This is a genomic window from Brevibacillus sedimenti, from assembly GCF_020923495.1.
GTDB classification, from domain to species: domain Bacteria; phylum Bacillota; class Bacilli; order Brevibacillales; family Brevibacillaceae; genus Brevibacillus; species Brevibacillus aydinogluensis.
In genome coordinates this window covers 1,955,761-1,973,999 of sequence record NZ_CP064048.1, presented here as the reverse complement: position 1 = coordinate 1,973,999, position 18,239 = coordinate 1,955,761, and the positions used below count along the sequence as shown (strand labels likewise).

Genomic DNA, 18,239 nt, shown 5'->3' with positions numbered 1-18,239 from the left:
GCGAAGGTCCGCTTTCGCCGATACCTCCAAAGCCGTTTTTCTTACATCAGGACCAGATACAGCACCGCTGCCAGCACGATGCGATAAAGGGCAAACGGAACCAGTTTGATCCGGTTGATCAGCTTCAAGAAGAAGCGGATGAAGAACAGCGCAAAAACGAATGCGCTGATGAAGCCGACCGCAAAAAACGGCAGGGCATCAAGGGTGAAGGAATCCCAGTGCTTCAAGAGCGACAGGCAGCTTGCCCCCAACATGACGGGGACAGCCATGATAAAGGTAAAATCGGACGCAGCGCGGTGGCTCAATCCCAACAGCACCCCGCCTGAAATCGTCGAACCGGAACGGGAGAAGCCCGGCCACAGCGCAATGCATTGAAACAACCCGATCAAGAAGGCCTGCTTGTACGTAAGCTGGTCAACCGTCTCCACTTTCGGCCTGCCCGGTCGGAACCAATCAGCGGCCAGCATCAGGAAAGCGCCCGCCACCAATCCGATCAGCACGGTGTTCACCGAAAACAGGTATTGGTCGATGTAGTCCTCAAACAGGAGGCCCAATACGGCAGCCGGCAGCAGCCCGACGATTACCTGACCCAGCTTCAGTTTGCGGCCGGAGGCTTGTCCGCCTGTCGCGCGTCTCCGCAGCCCGAGCAGATCGAAAAAGCGCTCTTGAAAGACGATTACCACAGCCAGGATCGATCCGAGCTGTATCACCACCTTGAAGGTGTTGGCCACCTCGGGGGAAAACATCTCCTTGGATTTCAGCCACATATCGTCAACGATGATCATATGCCCGGTCGAGGAGACGGGCGCAAATTCCGTCAGTCCTTCCACAAGCCCTAACACGAATGCTACGAACATTGACCACAGATCCATTGTACTCACCTTTCTGGCAAAAGAGGCAGTTTAACGACGCCGTTTGCCTCCTCGCTTGTCTCGCGCATGATCGCTTGCGCCACGCCCTTCATTTTAACGTACTTTCCCATTCACCCCAAGCCTAAATTTTTTTGCTCCGTTCGTCCCATAAAAACCCCCGCCGGAGCTTGAGACACCGGCAAGGGTTACCCTCACGCCGCCGGCAGACGCCTGGCGGATGTGCTGATGTGCAGGGCGCGGGATCAATTCCCATCCGATCGTCGGGATGACGTCCGCTCGCGCTGATATTCCCCGTTTTATTTCGTCAGGTGGAGAAACTCGTCGATGTCGGCGACGGCCCGATCCACGGCCTTCTGCCAAAACCGGACGTCGGTAATGTCCTCATCCAGATGCCGCTTTGCCAGCTCTTCCACGGTCATCCGTCCCGTATCGCGCAGCAGGGCGTCGTACTTGTCGGCAAAGGCCGGTCCCTCCTGCAGGGCGCGCGCGTACACGCTCAAGCTGAACAAATAGCCGAAGGTGTACGGGAAGTTGTAGAAGGGATACGTCGTGATGTAAAAATGCAGCTTGGACGCCCAGAAAAGCGGCTCGTATTCGGCCAGCGCGTCGCTGTACGCCTTTTTCTGCGCTTCCAGCATCATGCGACTCAGCTCCTCTGCGCTGACCAGCCCGTTTCTCCGCTTGGCGTAAAAGTTTTTTTCAAACAGGAAGCGGGCCTGGATGTTCATGAGAAAGGCGATGGTCTGCTGCACTTTGTCTTCCAGGAGAGCCACCCGCTCCTCCGTACTGGCGGCGTTCTTCACCGCCGCGTCCGCCACGATCATCTCGGCAAATGTAGAAGCCGTCTCCGCCACGTTCATCGCGTAGTTTTGCGCCAGCGGGGGCAGATCGTTCATGACGTGCTGGTGATAGGCGTGCCCCAGTTCATGCGCCAGGGTGGACACGTTTTGCATGCTGCCCGCGTAGGTCATAAACACGCGAGACTGGCCCTTGGCCGGAAAGCTGGTGCAGAAGCCGCCTGGCCGTTTGCCTGGCCGGTCCTCTGCCTCGATCCATCCATTCTCGAAGGCGTTTTGAGCAAAGGCGGCCAATTTCGGGCTGAACCGGCCAAACTGTTCGAGGATGAACGCAGCGCCTTCCTCATAAGACAACTTCTTGTGCTGACGGCCGATCGGAGCGGACAAATCGTACCAGCTCAATTTGTCCACGCCCAGCAGCTTGGCCTTGCGCTCCAGGTACGCGACGAGCCGATCCTTGCGGTTGTCGATCGCCTGCCACATCGCGTCCAGCGTCTTTTCCTGCATCCGCCCGATGTCCAGCGGCTCTCGCAGCACGGAGTCCCATCCCCGATGCCGGTACAGCGCCAGACGAAAACCACCCAAGTGATTGAGCGCCTGTGCGCACAGTTCCGCCTCCTGTGCCCAGGCCTCCTTCCATTTGGCAAAAACGCGAGCGCGGACGCTGCGGTCCGGATGGTGCATCAAATTGGCGGCCTGGCCGACGGAGAGACGCTTCGTCTCGCCATCCACCTCCACTTCGATGGTCATGCGGCCGACGACGGTATTGTAGAGGTCCTGCCAGGCGTGGTATCCGTCCACGGCCAGGTCGTTGGCCAGCACCTCCTGCGCGGGCGGAAGTTTTTCCTTTGCCCGTCTGCGTCGTTCATTGAGATTGAACGCGACCGGCTTCACCTCCGGAGCGGCGAGCAGCTTGTTCCAGGCCGGCTCGTCGATCGCGAGCAGGTGTTCCTCCCATTTGGACAGCGCCGCAGCGAATGACGCGGATACGGTTTTCACCCGTCCGCTCAGGAGTTTGGCCTGTTCGTCTTTTACATCTTGGGCGGTCAGGCAGGAGACAAACGCTCCCGCCTCCTTCAGCCGAACAGCAATGCTCTGCACTTGGGTGAGCAGGGAAACAAATGCATCCTTGTCGTCGATCCGCGCGCGATCGGTGCTCACCTGCGCCTGCAGTGCGGCAATATCTCCTTCCAGCATGCTGAGAAATGCGCGAAAGGACTCGGACTCGCTTCCGCCGGAAAACAGCACCTCCAGATTCCAGCGCATCGGCAATGGCGTTTTCATGTATATCCCTCCCTGATTATGTATACGCACAAGTACTCTCTTTCACAGCACTCAGCAAAAACCTCTTTTTCAGTCAAAATTTTTGTATATGATCCTGCTGTAGTTACCACATGCTTCACTTACAAGGAGATTTCTTACATGAATTACCTCTTTCAACGAAAAAAGCAACCTGCAATGTCAGGTTGCTCAGCATGCAGACAAAGTCCGTGGCGCATGGGTGATCGGGCCCGCTCGCTCTCTTGACGACCAAGCAAAGAAGTGGATGATGTCCGCTCCAAAACGCGACGCGGGCAGGGGGCACAAATCTCACCCGCCACATATTGCCCGCTCCCACTACCGTTCTTTCATTATATATCTGTTCAGGATAAACCTGGCCACACCCGCTGCGTCGTCAATGGCGTACACCGGCAGTGTCGGGTGCGCAAACGGCTCCCAGCTAGCCACAGCCACGGGCCGGGTGACTGCCTCCACCAATTCACGGTGCGCCGGGTCGCGGAGCACGACCAGTTTCTCGTAGTCCTCTTGCTTGAATCCCTCGACCAGCACAAGATCGGCACCGGCTTCCGCCATTCGTTCCACCAAAACAGGCAGCGGGACAGGCTTCAGCTCCAGCATCGCCGTCTTGCTCCGCGAGACGATTGCCACCAGTGACGCTCCCGCATCGCGGTATCGCCATGTGTCCTTGCCCGGTCGGTCCCACTCAAAATCGTGACCGCCGTCGTGTTTGATCACGCCGACGCGCAGCCCCTCCTGCTCCAGCAGCGGAATCAGTTTGGTCAACAGCGTTGTCTTGCCCGAATTGGAATAGCCCACCACCTGCAGCACGCTCGGCTTGTTTGCCATGCACTACGCCTCCTCTCTCCACTCCGGCGCGGCGTGGGGAATCACGTCGACGGTCTCCCCCGCCTGTTTGCCCCGGCCACCAGCCGGGATGATCAGGAAGCATTCGCTTTTGCCCAGCGTGGACAGGTTGCCCGCCTTGTCGTTGTGGTCGGGAACGACGTACAGTTTTCCCTCCCGCTCCGTCAGCCGACCGCGCAAATAGCGCGGGAAGGGACACGGTTTCGTGTAGGACTCCGCCAGCGTGGCCCGGATGCGTCGCAGGCCAGTCTCTCGGTCGCCCTGCAGCCGGCGCAGCACGGGACGGACGAACAGCTGGGCGCCGAGAAAACAAGCCCCCGGATTGCCCGACAGCGCACAGACCAGTTTGTCTAGGAACAAAAGGCCGGTTGTCGGTCCGCCCGGCCGCATCGCGACACGGTTGAACAGCAGGGTGACCTCCGGATCGTTGGCCAACGCGGCCATTACGTCGAAGTCTCCGACCGACACACCGCCGCTCGTCACCAGCAGGTCGACCTCCTCCAGACAGTTGGCCAGCTGCCGCTTGGCCAGAGCCAGATCGTCCGGCAATCGTCCGAACCACACCGGGATGCCGCCCGCCTCGGCGATCAAGGCGGACAGCATTACCGCGTTGCTGTTGCGAATTTTGCCCGGCTCAAGCGGCTGGTCCACATCCAGCAGTTCCGTGCCGGTGGAAATCAATCCGACGCGCGGTCTGCGGACGACCGGAACCTGCGCGTAGCCAAACGCCGCCAACACGGCCAAGATCCCCGCGTTGATCCGCGTTCCCGCCCGGGCCACGCACGCTCCGGCAGCGATTTCTTCCCCCCTGCGGGAGATGTTTTCTCCAGGGCGAAGCGCCCGTTTTACCCCGACCCACTCCAGCTGCCGGCCGGGCTGCTCCGTCTGTTCGAACATGATCACGGCATCAGCTCCCGGCGGGATCATCGCGCCAGTCATGATCCGGACGGCTGTTCCGGCGGTTACCGTCTGCCGGGGGACTTGTCCGGCCCCGACCGTTTCCAGCACCCGCAAGCGAACCGGCTGATCCGGTGTGGCTCCGGCCGTATCCGCTGCTCGCACGGCAAACCCATCCAGCGGCGAGCGGTCAAACGGCGGCATGTCACATGTGGCGGCAAGGTTCTGGGCCAACGTCCGCCCATACGCTTCTCCAATGCCTACCAGCTCTTCCGGCAGCGGCGTCAAGTCCGCCAACAGCCTGCGCAGCGCTTCCTCCACGCTGATGGTTTGTCGCTGAACGTGCATCGTCTGTTCCTCCTTTTGCTGCAAGACCCGTCCCCTGAAGTCGGCCGGTGAACCTGCGTAACGTGCAGGACGACAAAAAGACAACCACCCATGAACCAGTCCCTTCTCATCGGACAGAGAATGTCCACGGTGGTTGTCTCAGGCAGGGGCGCTGCCAAGTCCCAACTACGCGCGCGTTTCCCATGCTCTCTTGTCTGCCCGACAAACAGGGTCGCTGCTTCGGCGCAGACTCACGACTCGTTTTTAAACTTCTTCTCGATATCTTGATCAAAGACGAAAATGGACATGCCAAAATCGCGTTCAATGTCAATATCGACGAATAAATCGACGAAGTTTGCGCCCAGAAATGCCTCCATTTCGACCGGCCGGTTTTTGCGGTACATTTCTTTTACCATTTCCGTGCGGGCCGCGCGAAGCATCTGTTTGCCTTCATCAGCCGTCGCAATGAACTTTTCCACCGGGGAAAGATTCCCCTCCATTTCGCAAATTGCCCAGTTCTTGCAAAACGTGGTCACAATCTTGCTGGGGCCTTTGCCCATGTGACGCTTGCGGAAAGCTCTGACTAAATTGCTGAACTCAGCTTCGTATTTATTCATCGAAATGTCACCTTTACAAAATTCTCTTACCTAAAAATTTACCATCTATCAGCAAGCCAATTCAACTGAGTTTTCATTCTGTTTCGCCTGCTCCCGCAATTTCTTGATGTCCAGTCTGATGATCAGCGAGATGACCAAGGCGACGGCGAACATGGCAGCAAAGACGGTCATCGTACCGATGTAGCTGCCGGTGCTCTCGCGCACCCAGGCGGCGAAAATCGGCCCGGCCAGCCCTGCCGCTGCCCATGCCGTCAGGATGTAACCGTGAATCGCGCCCATCTGCCTGGTGCCGAACAGGTCGGCAATATAGGCCGGAATGGAGGCAAAACCGCCGCCGTAACAGGTCATGATGATAAACATGGCCGCCATAAACAGTGCCGGCATAGTCAGGTTGGGCAGCAGGAAGAACAGGACGAGCTGGATCAGGAAAAACGCCGTGTAGGTGTTGGGCCGACCGATGTAGTCGGACAGCGTCGCCCAGCCAATCCGGCCGCCCCCGTTGAACAGGCCGTTCAGGCCAACCATCGTCGATGCCATTGCCGCAGACATGCCCACGATCTCCTGTGCCATCGGCGAGGCGACGGAAATGACCGCGATGCCGCAGGTCACGTTGATGAACAGCATCAGCCACAGCAGGTAGAATCGGCGGGTTTTTACCGCTTCGTTGGCCGTCAGCTGACACAGGTCCTTCTTGATTTGCTTGCCGCTTCCTTCTTCAGCCGAATAGCCCTCCGGCACCCATCCCTGAGGCGGCGGGGAAAGGTATTGAGCGGAAGCAAACATGACGACAAAATAGACGGCTCCCAGAATGAAGAAGGTATTGGCGATCCCTACGCTTTCGATCAGCGCCTGCATGATCTGGCTTGCCACCAGCGAAGCGAAGCCGAAGCCCATGATGGCCAACCCGGTGGCCAGCCCGCGGCGGTCCGGGAACCATTTCACCAGCGTGGAAACGGGCGTTATGTAGCCGACCCCGAGACCGATGCCGCCGAACACGCCGTAGCAGAGGTACAGCAGCGGGAGGCTTTCCAATTGAATGGCCAGACCGGACCCGGCGATCCCCAAACCGAAAAAGATAGACGAAAGAGTGCCTGATTTACGGGGACCGTGTTTTTCCACGTAGTGGCCGAGAAACGCAGCCGACAGGCCCAGGAACAGGATCGCGATGCTGAACGTGAACTGCACCTTCGACAGCTCCCAGCCAAATTGGTTGATGATCGGCTTGGTGAAGACGCTCCAGGCGTACACCGAACCGATGGACAGGTGGATTCCCACCGCAGCCGCAGCAATCAGCCAGCGGTTCTTCAATTTTTCCTGCATGTGATTCATCTCCTTTTAAGCGGGGTAAAGAGCGTCCACTTTCGCGAACAGGCTCTCGCAGAAAGAAAAACTGCCGCATCCATCAGTTCTCCTCGTCGTCCGCGCGTTGGCCCCGAGGAGGGAACAGATGAAACACGGCAGTTAATCATCAGCAGGGTCGCTACTTCAGCATCAACAGCAAGTGTTTGCTATTCACTTTCGGCAGTTCACAAATAAACCGGCGACAGGTGCGCTATCCCGTGTCTATATGTGAACTGTTGCAAGAAAAGTTGAATGTTTTGTGACAAGTAAAACCTCACATAGTATACTATCATGTGAGCGCTTTCTCGACAATACATTACTTTCAAAATTTTGCTACATCCTGCGTGAAACGGCAAGGAGGCTGCTATGTCAAACCTGATGAGTACGATTAGACGGCCGGTGCTGAAGATCGGGCAGGACCGGTTCGCCTGGGAAGACGACGAGATTGTTACGGAATACCCGCTGACGATATTTCTCAATGACGAAGAGTTTGCGACGATTGTCTGCACGCCCGCCGACCTGGAGGAAATGGTGATCGGCTTTCTCGCCGCAGAGGGAGCAATCCGGCAATACACGGACATCAAGCAGATGTCCATCGACGAAAGCCGCGGATTTGCCTACGTGGATCTGCATCAGCAAACCGGACTGTCACACAGTTTTTACACGAAGCGGCGAATCACGTCCTGCTGCGGGAAAAGCCGGCAGTCGTTTTACTTTTTCAGCGATGCGCGAACGGCAAAACCGGTGGCGGGCACAGTCACGCTCACGCCGGCGCAGGTGTTCCGCCTGATGGACGAGTTGCAGGCGTCGTCCCACATCCACCGCAGCACAGGCGGCGTGCACAATGCCGCGCTGTGCACGCCGGAGCAGACGCTGCTAAGGTACTCCGACATCGGCCGGCACAACGCGCTGGACAAGATTTACGGATACTGCCTGCGGGAAAACCTGCCGACGGAGGACAAAATTCTCGTGTTCAGCGGCCGCATCTCCTCCGAGGTGCTGCTCAAAGCAGCCAAGATTGGTGCCGGCATCATTCTCTCCAAGTCAGCTCCCACCGACTTGGCGCTGCAGTTGGCGGAGGAGCTGAACATCACCGCCGTTGGATTTGTCCGCCCCGACAAGATGAACGTGTATACGCATGCGGAGCGGATTGTAGCTCTCGATAATCGAGTAGGAGGGGGTGGTTAACCCCCGTCCTCTCACACCACCGTACGTACCGACCGGTATACGGCGGTTCACCAAGCTTGACGAAGTGTGAAATATCGCTGTATCAAACTCATCAGCCCTTGTTGTTGCCAGTAGGCAATACCAAGGGCTTTGTGCATGTGCGGGGATTTTGTTGTCCGCCACGCCCCCTTTCGGGTGTTTGCGATTTCCAGTGCTCTGTTGTGAGAAAATCCAAGCGAACGAAGTTCGCGGTACCTCGTACGAACTCGTTTCCACTGCGTCCATAGACAGAGCCGGAGCCTTCGGCGAATCCATTCCTCTATTCGCAGAAGATGGGTTTTCGCCTCGGCCAGCGCAAAATACCCGATCCATCCCATGAGGTATTGGTTGAGTTTTTGAATCCTCTCCTGCATGGCCATGCTTCGATGTGGGTTGGTTAATTGGCGAATTCGTCCTTTTAACCGGGTGATCGATTTGGGATGCAGACGTATCCGCGCTTCCTTTCCCGGAATAAAGCTAAAGCCGAGGAACTTCCGGTTGCACGGGCGGTCCACCGCACTTTTCTGTTGATTTACCTTGAGTTTGAGAACCCTGGTCAAGTATCGCTCCACACTTGCCTTTACACGTTCACCCGCACGTTTGGAGCGGACGTAGATGTTGCAGTCGTCCGCATAGCGGCAGAAACGGTGTCCCCTTTTCTCCAACTCCTTGTCCAGGTCGTCTAGCAGAATGTTGGCCAACAGCGGACTTAAGGGGCCACCTTGCGGCGTGCCCTCTTCCGTCGTGACACACACTCCGTTGACCATGACTCCGGATTGCAGATAAGCGCGAATTAGTTTAAGAAGGCGCTTGTCCTTCACCTTGCGGGCAACCCGGCTCATTAGGATATCATGGTTGACCCGGTCGAAGAACTTCTCCAAGTCGATGTCGACCACATACCGGAATCCTTCGTTGATGTACTGTTGTGCTTTCCGCACAGCACTGTGAGCACGGCGGCCTGGACGGAACCCGAAGCTGGAGTCGGAGAACTCTGGGTCGAATATGGGAGTCAATACCTGCAGGATGGCCTGCTGGATGAAGCGATCTACCACGGTAGGGATGCCTAGCAATCGTATTCCCCCGTCAGGTTTCGGGATTTCGACCCTGCGGACAGGAGACGGCTTGTAGGTTCCCTTCTCGATTTGCGACCGGATGGTCGCCCAGTGCTGACGAAGGTAGTCGCGCAGTTGTTCGGTTGAAACACCGTCGATTCCCGCAGCACCTCTGTTGGCCTCCACTCGTTTGAGAGCGGCCATGAGGTTGTCCCGTGACAGCACTTTCTCCAGCATGCCCCTGACGATACTCCTCTCTTCGCACACATGTTGCTAAGCTTGCCGTACGATGCTCAGCCCTTCTCTGTACCCTCGGGGCTTCACCCCTACTATTCAGAGGAAGTTCCATTTCGGAATTCTGCTTCGACGCACCGTATCGAAAGGGATTAGAACATGTGTTGACTTGATGTTCGGCCCTTCCTCCTTCGAGCGTCCTCTATCGGAGTACTATGGCCTCTGCTGACTTCTGCATGTTCAGCGCCCCCTCGCGCAGACGGTTGCCAACGGTAGTAGGCGTATCATGCAGACCTCCCCGGGTAAGGGCGGTAACTTTCGTCCCATGTACCTGCCCAATTTACTGCTGCACTCCTTGGCTGTATGGGGCTTCACCTTGTTCGGCAGGCTCGCCCGAGTACAACAGCCTCAAATTGGGTTCGTGTACCTCAGGTCAGGACTTTGCCGCCGGCTTCCTTCAGATTCCGCCTCACGGCGGACACCCTTGCCTTAAGCTAACGGTTGGTACAGCCAACCCCCGTTCGGGACTTTCACCCTATAGCTACCGCCCATGCCGGGCGCACCGTAAAGGAACCCCCCGGTTTTGCCGGGGTTTTTCCTATTGCTTGATAAAGCCGCGATTCACAACAAACCTACCTCCGCTCCATGTCCCGCGCGTGCTGTTCCGCGAGGGCCATCCGGTATTCTTCCGGCGTGTTGGCGTTGAAGGCAGCCCAGTCATCCAAAAGACCGGGCGGCGTCTCGGCAATCCGCAGCCGCTCCAGCACATCCATCAGTCGATAACGGCCTGATCGCAGTGCTTCTTCCCACATCGGCTGCGTCCTTCTGTGATACAGGGCAAACAACGGATGAAGCCGGCCGGCCGTGTGCGCTGCCACGACATCCCACTCCGCCGTTTGCTGCGCATGGGCGAGCAGGCGGCCGATCTGCTCCCGGTCAGCAAACGGCAGGTCGCAGGAGAGGATGAGCAGCGCTTCTTCCCGCCGCACGCGAAACGCCGTCACGATTCCACTGATCGGACCGGCGGAGGGCACCAGGTCACCGGTGATGCTCACTTTCGCCAGCCTGGTCACTTCCTCCGGCAGCCGTTCAGGGGCGTTGGAGACGATCAGACAGGGCAGGTTCAGCGCAGTCACTTCGCTGACCACGTGTCCGATCAATGTGCCCCCTTTCCAGCTCAGCAGTTCCTTGGGCCGTCCCATCCGGCTGCTGCGGCCTCCCGCCAGCACCACTCCGCCGATTGTCAGCACATCCAGATTCACCACTCCCCTCACCTTACCGGTTATTTTCCATGATAAACCGAGCAAAATATTGGCTGTAATGAAGCCATTGACAAAAGGGGGTATTAGTTTATAATAAGTATTAAATAATAATAATTTTAATTAAGGAGCGGATAAACCATGAAACATCAGGTACACAGTGTATTGAACAAACAAATCGCCAACTGGACCGTCCTGCACATGAAACTGCACAACTATCACTGGAACGTGAAAGGCCCTCATTTTTTCACGCTGCACGCCAAATTTGAGGAGCTCTACAACGAAGCAGCCGCCCACATCGACGAACTGGCTGAACGCGTCCTGATGCTGAACGGCCAACCGATCGCCACTCTCGGCGAATGTCTGCGGGACGCCAGCGTCGAAGAGGCATCCGGCATCGAAACAACCGAACAGATGGTCGAGACCCTGATCGACGATTTCCAGACGCTGGTGGACGAACTGCGGGAGGGCATCAAAACGGCCGAACAAGCAGACGATGAAGCGACCGCCGACATGCTGCTCTCCATCCAGCGCAGTCTGGAAAAACACCTCTGGATGCTGAAAGCCTTTCTGAGCTAATCTCCAGGCCTCAGCTGCTTCCCCAATTCGCTGTTCCCCCGACATCACCCATGCACAAAAAGGGCGTTCGTGCTTGAAACACAACGCCCTTTTTGCGGCTGTTGTCACCGTTTCAGGGAAAAGATCAGCTTGCGGCCGTCCTTGTCTACTTTCACCTGCGGCAGGTGCTTCAACGCTTTTTGGATGCCGATATACGGACTGGCAAACTCCACGCCGTGCCGCTGTTTCAGTTCGCTGCATAATTCCATCAGCGTCAGCGGCGCCGACGCCTCCCGCAAGATGGCTTCTACCTGTTCGGCCACGGCCGCGTAATCATGACGGATAGGCGTCTTTCTTTTCCGCAAATGCTCCAGCACTTCCGTCGGAACTTCCTCGGCCGCGGGCGCCTCCACGTTCGTTTGGTAAGCGTTTTCACGTTCATCTAACTCCCTGATCCGGGCCAACAATTCCTTGATGTCCAATCCCAATTGTTTGTCCTGATCCACATACTGTCGCCGCAGTGCGGCACGCTGTTCCAGCAGCCCCTGCAGCGTCATGTGCAAAGCCTTGCGTTCATCAAAAAACGACGCCATCCCCTGCCCCCTTTTTTCACATTAATTTCTTTATTCATTATCATAATAGAAATTTGACTGATTGGAAATTGGAGATTTCCGCTGGTTTCCCGCGCCGCTCGCTATCCAAATCGAGGATGGATGCCAACTGGTGCGTTGGCCTGGGGGATGGGCCTGTTTACGTGCGTATCTGTATCTCACTCCCCTACCTTGTCTTTGATTTCTCGCAGTTCGCAGATGATCAGATCGTACTTGTCGCTGAACTTGTCCAGCAGGTCCTGCAGCCGGGTTTCCCGCTCGCGGTTGGTTTTCATCACGTAAAACAACAGCCAAACAAACAGCGCTGCAAATGGCCCCTGCTGAATCAGCGCGTCCAAGAGCGTATGTTCCATGGCGCCTTCCTCCTTCCTTAACTGGTTTCAACTCCACGTTCTCGCTTCACTTATATAAGGAAAACATCACGGTCGCGTAACAACCGGGTCATCTCTTTTTCTTCCAAACAGAAAAGAGCCTTGCGAAGGCTCGTTCGACGCATGTTTTTTTGTACGACGCAGAAACATGACCGGGCGCAGAAGCGTCTTGCATTTAGAAATAATTTCAATAAATGTAAATTATATATGGATCGAGGTGCGAAAACCAACGATGCTTATACAGATCGTCGCTGTGCTGTGTGCAGCGGTAAGTGGTCTCTATTCCCCGCGTCCTCGGAAACAGGCGCGGACGAACCGGCTGCCTCCCAAGAAAAAGCAGTGTCCGAAATCGTCATTCTGTCCCCTCAAGAACGGAGCGTATTCACACTGCCGCTTCCCGAAAACCAAATCACTGTTGCGGGTAAAATCGACGGTTACGTGCAAACGGGCAAAACGCTTCAAATCGGATTGTATGGCGGTCAGGAGAATTACAAGCAGCATATGATGTACGCGTTTGACTATCCTGTCAATCCTGACGGTACCTTTACCGTCCATTTCCCCGTGGGAAGGTTGGTTCCCTTTCCGAATGCCAAACCGGATCACTATACACTGGAATTGACATATCCGCATGCGCCAACGAAAACGGTGACTGTTGTCATCCAAAAACAAACAGCCTTCGATTAGCTGCTCACTCCATTTCGTATAGAGAAAGGCCGAGAAGCATCAGTTCCCGGCCTTGCATATTCCTTACGGCCCAAAACAAACCGTCATGCAGCCTTTTTTCTACAGGCTTGTCCGCCGTCCAACCTTGCATCAATCAGACAGATGAGCGATGCCATTCGATCAAAACCAAGCTGTCTGAGCATCCGCACGGTCATTCACCCTCGCGGATAAACGCGATAAACTGCGCCTTGATCTCCTGGATGCTGTCTTCTCTCGGCATTTTGATAAACCGGGCGAGCGCGTGAATCTCCGGTTCAAACCATTCCAACAGCTGGAGCAGCGCTTCATTGTCCCCTTTCCGGGCTTCGTCCATCAGCCGTTCAAATGCTGCAGACGCGTGCGCAGCTGTTGCAGCGCTTTCGTTTTGCATTTGTTCACCCCCTGCTGTGACATGGCCAGTTCGCGAGCCACTTCCCGTTCGGGATACCCGTGCAGGATCACGCGTTGAACGATCCACCTGCCCTTGTCCGACGAGATCGCGGCCAACATTTCCCGGACGTACAGCGCAGACATGTCCTGGTCCGTTGATACCAGGGCCACAACCCGTTCGGCCCCCAGGCATTCCCGCTGTCTGTACTTCCTGGCTTGGTATTGGATGCGCCAAGCAAGCCGGCGCAGTACCGTGCGGCATTCTTCCTCTGTCAATGTTTGCTGATTCAATGTACCCTCCCCCTTTCCAACATTCCTCTCATACATGTAGGAAAAATATGGATCACCATAACAACTACATAAGAACACGTGTTCTGCATTGGAAGATATTCACATCATATAGTACAAGAGTCTTGTATGTCAACGAGGAAATACAAGTTTTTTGTACCATATTTCCTAATAACCTCCAATTGTGTACAATATATTTGTACCCATCTCACAGGAAGGAATGGATGGTCCATGCTGTCCCAGCGCTTGCGAATGGCCCGCAGGGCGAAAGGACTGACGCAGGAAGGTCTGGCGGAAATGGTCCGGACGACCAAGGGAACGATCAGCAACTACGAAAACAATCACAGCTCGCCCCCCAACGACATGCTGACCATGTTGGCCGACGTGCTGAACGTCTCGACCGACTGGCTGCTCGGGCGAGTGGACGAGCAGCTTCCTCCATCCGCCGCGAACGACCATAAGCGCGAACGGACACTGGACGAGCTGCTCCAGGAAAAAATCGACGATCCGGACGACTACTATTTTCTCGACGGGTATTTGGAAGCATCCGAAGAAGAGAAAAAAGAGATTCGCCGATACTGGTACGATTTGAAAAAGCAAATGAAGCCCCACCATGTAAAAGAAAGCCATTCTCCCTCCCTGTATGCCATCACGGAGGAGATCAAAAAGATAAAGTAGCCCCGCGACGGGGCATTCTTTCCACCCATCAACCGAACATACGTTCCGCATAAAGGAGGTTTCCATGCACTTCCTCGTAGCTGATATCTGCCAGCCGCAGACGTGGCTGGAATCACGTGTATACCTGCTGCTGCGGCATCACGGGATCCAGCGTCCCGAGCAGATCGACCTTCCCGAACTGTGCGCCAGTTACGGCATCGAGCTGCGCAGCATCCGCGGGCGGAGCCGCACGCACCGTCATCCACAGGAAGCCGGCCGCTTCGTGATCGCTGTCGACGAACGGCTGGACGAGCCCACACGGCGGGTCAAAATCGCTCACGAGCTGGGGCATCTGCTGCTGCATGAAGGGGTTCAGCCGTTGGGCAGCGACCTGATGATTGACTGGCAGGAGGCCCAGGCCAATCACTTCGCCGAACACCTGCTGATGCCGTATTACATGTTTGACTCGCTGATTGGGCATTGCAGTCGCTATGAAGCACCCAGCTACCTGGCCAGGACGTTTCGTGTGCCGCTCGACTTTGCCCACAAGCGGTTTGAACGTTTTCTCAACAGACTGTACACCAAAGGCTATCCTGTTGCGTGGTGATGAGAGGAGGTTGTGGAATGAAGCGCGTGTTTATTGCCGGTGATGCTTACAGCACCCGTTTCTTTGAGCTGCCGTTGGAGGATGAGGAGCTATATTTGATGCCGTATTTGCTTGCGGCCAGCTATCACGTGGCCCGTTTCGCCTTGATCATGCGGGACGACGGGCTTGCAAACATCGGGATTCGGGAGGGGAACGCCCTGCTGATTGCCGACTATTCACTGGAGCCGGTGCGGGGCAGACCTGTGCTGGTGAGGCAGGAGGGGGAGTACATCGTCCGCATCGCCGAAGACGTCAATCCGCTGGAGTGCGTGTTTACCGCCGCCAAAAAGGGCGTCGCACCGCTCGTCTTGCCGTCGGAAAACATCCGCATCATCGGTGTCGTCTCCGGCATCATCTCTCCGCCGTACGAGACCGGACGGATTGGGAATGCGGGAGATACGCTGTTTTGATCAGGGTGGCTACCGCCAAATCCGTTATCTCATCCATGCGTAAAACCGCATCGGTTGCCGACATCGGTGCGGTTGCTTTTGTCCTGAAAAAAGGCTGCTTTTGGAACAAATGCGTTCCTTTTCCTCAATATCATCGGCGTCTGCACGAGATTTGTCCTAGATTTGCCAGAATATGGACAAGCGGCTGCTCCTTTTTTTCTCCTCTCCCTTCGCCTTCTCTCCCTCCCGACGAACTGCACTGTCCTTCCAGTTTTAGGAGGCTTCCGCACAACGTTTTCTCGTACCAACCGATCATGAACATTTGACTGAACCGACATGATTCGGGTGAAGATGTGCCTGTTCCTGCCCCGGTTGGAGCCAGCATGCGAAGGACCAAGGCTGTATAAATTTTTTGGTCTATTCGATCATTTTCCCACTAGCAGTATTTGGTAGAATGGCACTGTCACGAAACATCGACATCATTTGCGAGAAGGAGGAGGATTACAGATGAAAAAGATCGTAACGACCTCTCTCACGGCTGCCTTGATGGTGGGCGCCGTACCTGCAGCACTGGCACAAGCGGAAGAGCTGGCGAACCAAAATCCAGCGGTCTATGCCGAAGTGCAGAGCGAAGATGCTGCAGCGACGACGGATGAAACCGGCACTGACACATCGGCAAACACAGATGAGCAATCGTCGGCGGACAAGCCCTCACAGACCGAAGACGATACAACAACTCCCTCCGCAACTGCACCCGATCAGTCAAACACCACTCTGACTGTCCAGGAAGCAGTGCAGGATGCGGAAAAACTGAGCAAACTCCGCCAGCAGTTGAAAGACGCACCTGAGGTGACAGAGCAGGTGGCAGCCACGTACAAGGAGCTGGTCAACGCACTCGTCGACATCTCCGATCTGCCGCTGGCCATCGAGGTGCAAAAGGAACTGCTGAAGCGAACCTATCAGGCCGGAAATACTGAGCCGTTTCAAACGTTGGGCCAGCTGTACACCAAGGCGAACGTGACGGGTATCAAAGCGTTCGTCAACGGCGTGGAACTCACGCTGGATCAGGCGCCGTTTATCGTAGGCGGACGTGCGCTGGTGACGGAGCGGGTCATCCGCGAGGCGTTGAACGCGGATGTGCGCTGGGATGAGACTACAGGGATCGTCACCGTAACCCGCGGAGACCGCACAATCTCGCTTACGGTGAACAAAAACGTGGCGGTAACGAACAACAACAGGCTCACGACCGACGCCGCGCCCGTTGTGAAAAACGGCAGCCTCTACCTGCCGATTCGCTTGATCAGCGAACAGTTGGAGGCCAAGGTCGACTGGCAAAAAGACGGACAGATCATCATCATCGACGACAATGCAGACCAGGCGCAACCGGCAGACTCCACTGCACCGGACGCAACGGACCAGACGGGCGAAGGAACGTCGGGTGCGGACAATGCCTCGGACAAAGACACTACGGCCCCGGACAACTCCACTGACGGCTCTGATTCGGACCAGTCGGCGGATCAAGACTCGTCTGATTCCGATGATTCCGCGGATGGCGACTCCTCCAGCACGGACGATGCTGCCAATACCCAATAGCGCAGACAAAACTTGGTGAAGTGTGAAATATCGCTATATCAAACTCATCAGCCCTTGTTGTTGCCAGTAGGCAATGCCAAGGGCTTTGTTCATGTGTAGTGTTTTTGTTGTCCACCATGCCTCCTTTTAGGTGTTTGCAATTTCCAGTGTTATGCTGTGAGAAAGACTATGCGAACGAAGCATGCGGTAACGCATACAAACACTTATCCATTGCATCCATAGGCAGATCCAGGACCTTCGGTGACGGAGGCAATCCTGCTGGATGTATTGATCTACTACGGCGGGGATCAAGAGTCTGTATCCAAAAATGGATGATGATTTATAAATTTCCATGTTTTGGTTGACAATCTCATTCTTTCGAACTAACATATTACTTGCTGGTACCAGTCCTTATTCCTATTAATTGAGTATTAATGGAGGTGAAAATATCAACAAATCAAGAATTTTCATAATTTTCTTATGTATTATTTGATTAATAGATGGAGGTGGAATTAATGAAAAAACGTAAACTGATTCCTCGAGTTGCTCTAGCATCTACTATATTCACAGCGCTTTTGCTCCCACAAACTGTAATGGGAGAAGGAACTGGTGATGATCCTAGAATGATCGAAGATGTTAAGACTGAAAAACAGGTAAAAGCTGAAAAAGAAAAATTGAGGAAGGTAAGAGAACACATTACTAACAAGAGAGAAGCAGCGGAATCGGAAGGGAAAGTATCTGCTTTAGGTCTTTTTCGAGTCATCTCGGTCCCAAGTTTCGAACAGGAGACAAGTTATTGGTGTGGTCCTGCCACCGTTAAACAGGTACTGGATTACATCAATGGCACATCGAAAAGTCAACGTTACTATGCCGACGAACTTGGTACAACTAAAGACGGTACAGTCTTCTCTGTTGTGGATGACGTATTAAATGATCATCAGGATGAAAATTATTATGTTTACACAACTCATGATTCCGATGAACAAAGTAAATTTAATGATAAAATTGAATGGGGAATCGACAACGGATATCCTAGCATACTCGATTTGAAGATTGACCCGGATTATATGCCCAAATATACCAGGTCCGTTGCAGGACACATCGTAAACACCTCAGGGTATGACTGGGATGATTGGGAAATTCGTATCACAGATCCTTTTGACCAAGGTAATCGCGGTGTAACCCTTGGTAATGTATGGCATCCTGCAGACGGTATTTGGGAAGCCAACCAAGCACACTTCAGACAAGCTATGATTTGGTGAGTAGTTAGAGTCCTAGGGGGAAAAATATTCCTCCTAGGACTCCTAT

The 18,239-nt window shown here is 55.1% G+C and carries 20 protein-coding genes; 8 read left to right on the top strand and 12 right to left on the bottom strand.

Annotation, left to right across the window (positions count from 1 at the left end):
* Positions 1-41: 41 nt before the first annotated feature.
* The 6 genes from IRT44_RS09740 to IRT44_RS09715 all read right to left on the bottom strand — a co-directional run bounded on the left by IRT44_RS09740 (position 42) and on the right by IRT44_RS09715 (position 6,975).
* Positions 42-872, bottom strand: coding sequence for an undecaprenyl-diphosphate phosphatase (locus tag IRT44_RS09740; protein ID WP_171565862.1), 831 nt, complete (start codon positions 870-872; stop codon positions 42-44).
* Between the two features lie 296 nt (positions 873-1,168).
* Complete coding sequence (locus IRT44_RS09735) at positions 1,169-2,953, bottom strand: M3 family oligoendopeptidase (RefSeq protein ID WP_230076581.1); 1,785 nt, start codon at positions 2,951-2,953, stop codon at positions 1,169-1,171.
* A 333-nt stretch (positions 2,954-3,286) separates the two neighbouring features.
* Positions 3,287-3,796: a molybdopterin-guanine dinucleotide biosynthesis protein B gene (gene mobB / locus IRT44_RS09730; protein WP_230076580.1), complete on the bottom strand. Its 510-nt coding sequence runs from the start codon at positions 3,794-3,796 to the stop codon at positions 3,287-3,289.
* A gap of 3 nt (positions 3,797-3,799) precedes the next feature.
* A complete protein-coding gene (gene glp / locus IRT44_RS09725; protein ID WP_230076579.1) occupies positions 3,800-5,059 on the bottom strand; it encodes a molybdopterin molybdotransferase MoeA in 1,260 nt (419 codons plus the stop codon).
* Between the two features lie 230 nt (positions 5,060-5,289).
* Positions 5,290-5,655, bottom strand: coding sequence for a Na-translocating system protein MpsC family protein (locus IRT44_RS09720; protein ID WP_171566619.1), 366 nt, complete (start codon positions 5,653-5,655; stop codon positions 5,290-5,292).
* A gap of 48 nt (positions 5,656-5,703) precedes the next feature.
* Positions 5,704-6,975, bottom strand: a complete 1,272-nt coding sequence (locus IRT44_RS09715) for an L-lactate MFS transporter (protein WP_171566618.1) — start codon at positions 6,973-6,975, stop codon at positions 5,704-5,706.
* Positions 6,976-7,362: 387 nt separating this feature from the next.
* Here IRT44_RS09715 and fdhD point away from each other — a divergent pair, with 387 nt between their 5' ends.
* Positions 7,363-8,184, top strand: coding sequence for a formate dehydrogenase accessory sulfurtransferase FdhD (gene fdhD / locus IRT44_RS09710; RefSeq protein WP_230076578.1), 822 nt, complete (start codon positions 7,363-7,365; stop codon positions 8,182-8,184).
* A 47-nt stretch (positions 8,185-8,231) separates the two neighbouring features.
* Here the strand turns inward: fdhD and ltrA are convergent, their stop codons facing one another.
* Both ltrA and IRT44_RS09700 read right to left on the bottom strand, forming a co-directional pair.
* Complete coding sequence (gene ltrA, locus IRT44_RS09705) at positions 8,232-9,491, bottom strand: group II intron reverse transcriptase/maturase (protein WP_230077222.1); 1,260 nt, start codon at positions 9,489-9,491, stop codon at positions 8,232-8,234.
* 629 nt (positions 9,492-10,120) lie between these two features.
* Entirely contained in the window at positions 10,121-10,750 is a 630-nt protein-coding gene (locus IRT44_RS09700) for a molybdenum cofactor guanylyltransferase (protein WP_230077834.1), read from the bottom strand.
* Between the two features lie 138 nt (positions 10,751-10,888).
* On the opposite strand from IRT44_RS09700, the gene IRT44_RS09695 reads away from it, so the two are divergent.
* The gene (locus IRT44_RS09695) at positions 10,889-11,326 is read left to right on the top strand and encodes a Dps family protein (protein ID WP_171566616.1); all 438 of its coding nucleotides are present in this window, start codon (positions 10,889-10,891) and stop codon (positions 11,324-11,326) included.
* Between the two features lie 104 nt (positions 11,327-11,430).
* On the opposite strand, the gene IRT44_RS09690 is transcribed toward IRT44_RS09695, so the two are convergent.
* Complete coding sequence (locus IRT44_RS09690; protein ID WP_171566615.1) at positions 11,431-11,898, bottom strand: hypothetical protein; 468 nt, start codon at positions 11,896-11,898, stop codon at positions 11,431-11,433.
* Positions 11,899-12,074: 176 nt separating this feature from the next.
* Positions 12,075-12,269: a BhlA/UviB family holin-like peptide gene (locus tag IRT44_RS09685; RefSeq protein WP_171566614.1), complete on the bottom strand. Its 195-nt coding sequence runs from the start codon at positions 12,267-12,269 to the stop codon at positions 12,075-12,077.
* A 225-nt stretch (positions 12,270-12,494) separates the two neighbouring features.
* On the opposite strand from IRT44_RS09685, the gene IRT44_RS09680 reads away from it, so the two are divergent.
* Positions 12,495-12,971 (top strand): hypothetical protein, encoded by a 477-nt coding sequence (locus IRT44_RS09680; protein ID WP_230077833.1) that lies wholly within the window; start codon positions 12,495-12,497, stop codon positions 12,969-12,971.
* Between the two features lie 190 nt (positions 12,972-13,161).
* Here IRT44_RS09680 and IRT44_RS09675 read toward each other — a convergent pair whose 3' ends face one another.
* A complete protein-coding gene (locus IRT44_RS09675) occupies positions 13,162-13,380 on the bottom strand; it encodes a helix-turn-helix domain-containing protein (protein ID WP_230077832.1) in 219 nt (72 codons plus the stop codon).
* The gene (locus IRT44_RS09670; RefSeq protein WP_171566612.1) at positions 13,323-13,670 is read right to left on the bottom strand and encodes a sigma-70 family RNA polymerase sigma factor; all 348 of its coding nucleotides are present in this window, start codon (positions 13,668-13,670) and stop codon (positions 13,323-13,325) included. Before IRT44_RS09670 ends, IRT44_RS09675 begins: the two co-directional genes overlap by 58 nt.
* Positions 13,671-13,898: 228 nt before the next feature.
* Here IRT44_RS09670 and IRT44_RS09665 point away from each other — a divergent pair, with 228 nt between their 5' ends.
* The 5 genes from IRT44_RS09665 to IRT44_RS09645 all read left to right on the top strand — a co-directional run bounded on the left by IRT44_RS09665 (position 13,899) and on the right by IRT44_RS09645 (position 18,193).
* On the top strand, positions 13,899-14,345 hold the full coding sequence (locus tag IRT44_RS09665; RefSeq protein WP_230077831.1) for a helix-turn-helix domain-containing protein: 447 nt from the start codon (positions 13,899-13,901) through the stop codon (positions 14,343-14,345).
* 64 nt (positions 14,346-14,409) lie between these two features.
* Positions 14,410-14,931: an ImmA/IrrE family metallo-endopeptidase gene (locus IRT44_RS09660; protein WP_230077830.1), complete on the top strand. Its 522-nt coding sequence runs from the start codon at positions 14,410-14,412 to the stop codon at positions 14,929-14,931.
* A gap of 17 nt (positions 14,932-14,948) precedes the next feature.
* Positions 14,949-15,380, top strand: a complete 432-nt coding sequence (locus IRT44_RS09655; protein ID WP_230077829.1) for a LexA family transcriptional regulator — start codon at positions 14,949-14,951, stop codon at positions 15,378-15,380.
* Positions 15,381-15,866: 486 nt separating this feature from the next.
* Positions 15,867-16,952, top strand: a complete 1,086-nt coding sequence (locus IRT44_RS09650; protein WP_230077828.1) for a copper amine oxidase N-terminal domain-containing protein — start codon at positions 15,867-15,869, stop codon at positions 16,950-16,952.
* 494 nt (positions 16,953-17,446) lie between these two features.
* Positions 17,447-18,193, top strand: coding sequence for a C39 family peptidase (locus IRT44_RS09645; RefSeq protein WP_230077827.1), 747 nt, complete (start codon positions 17,447-17,449; stop codon positions 18,191-18,193).
* The last annotated feature ends 46 nt before the right edge of the window (positions 18,194-18,239 follow it).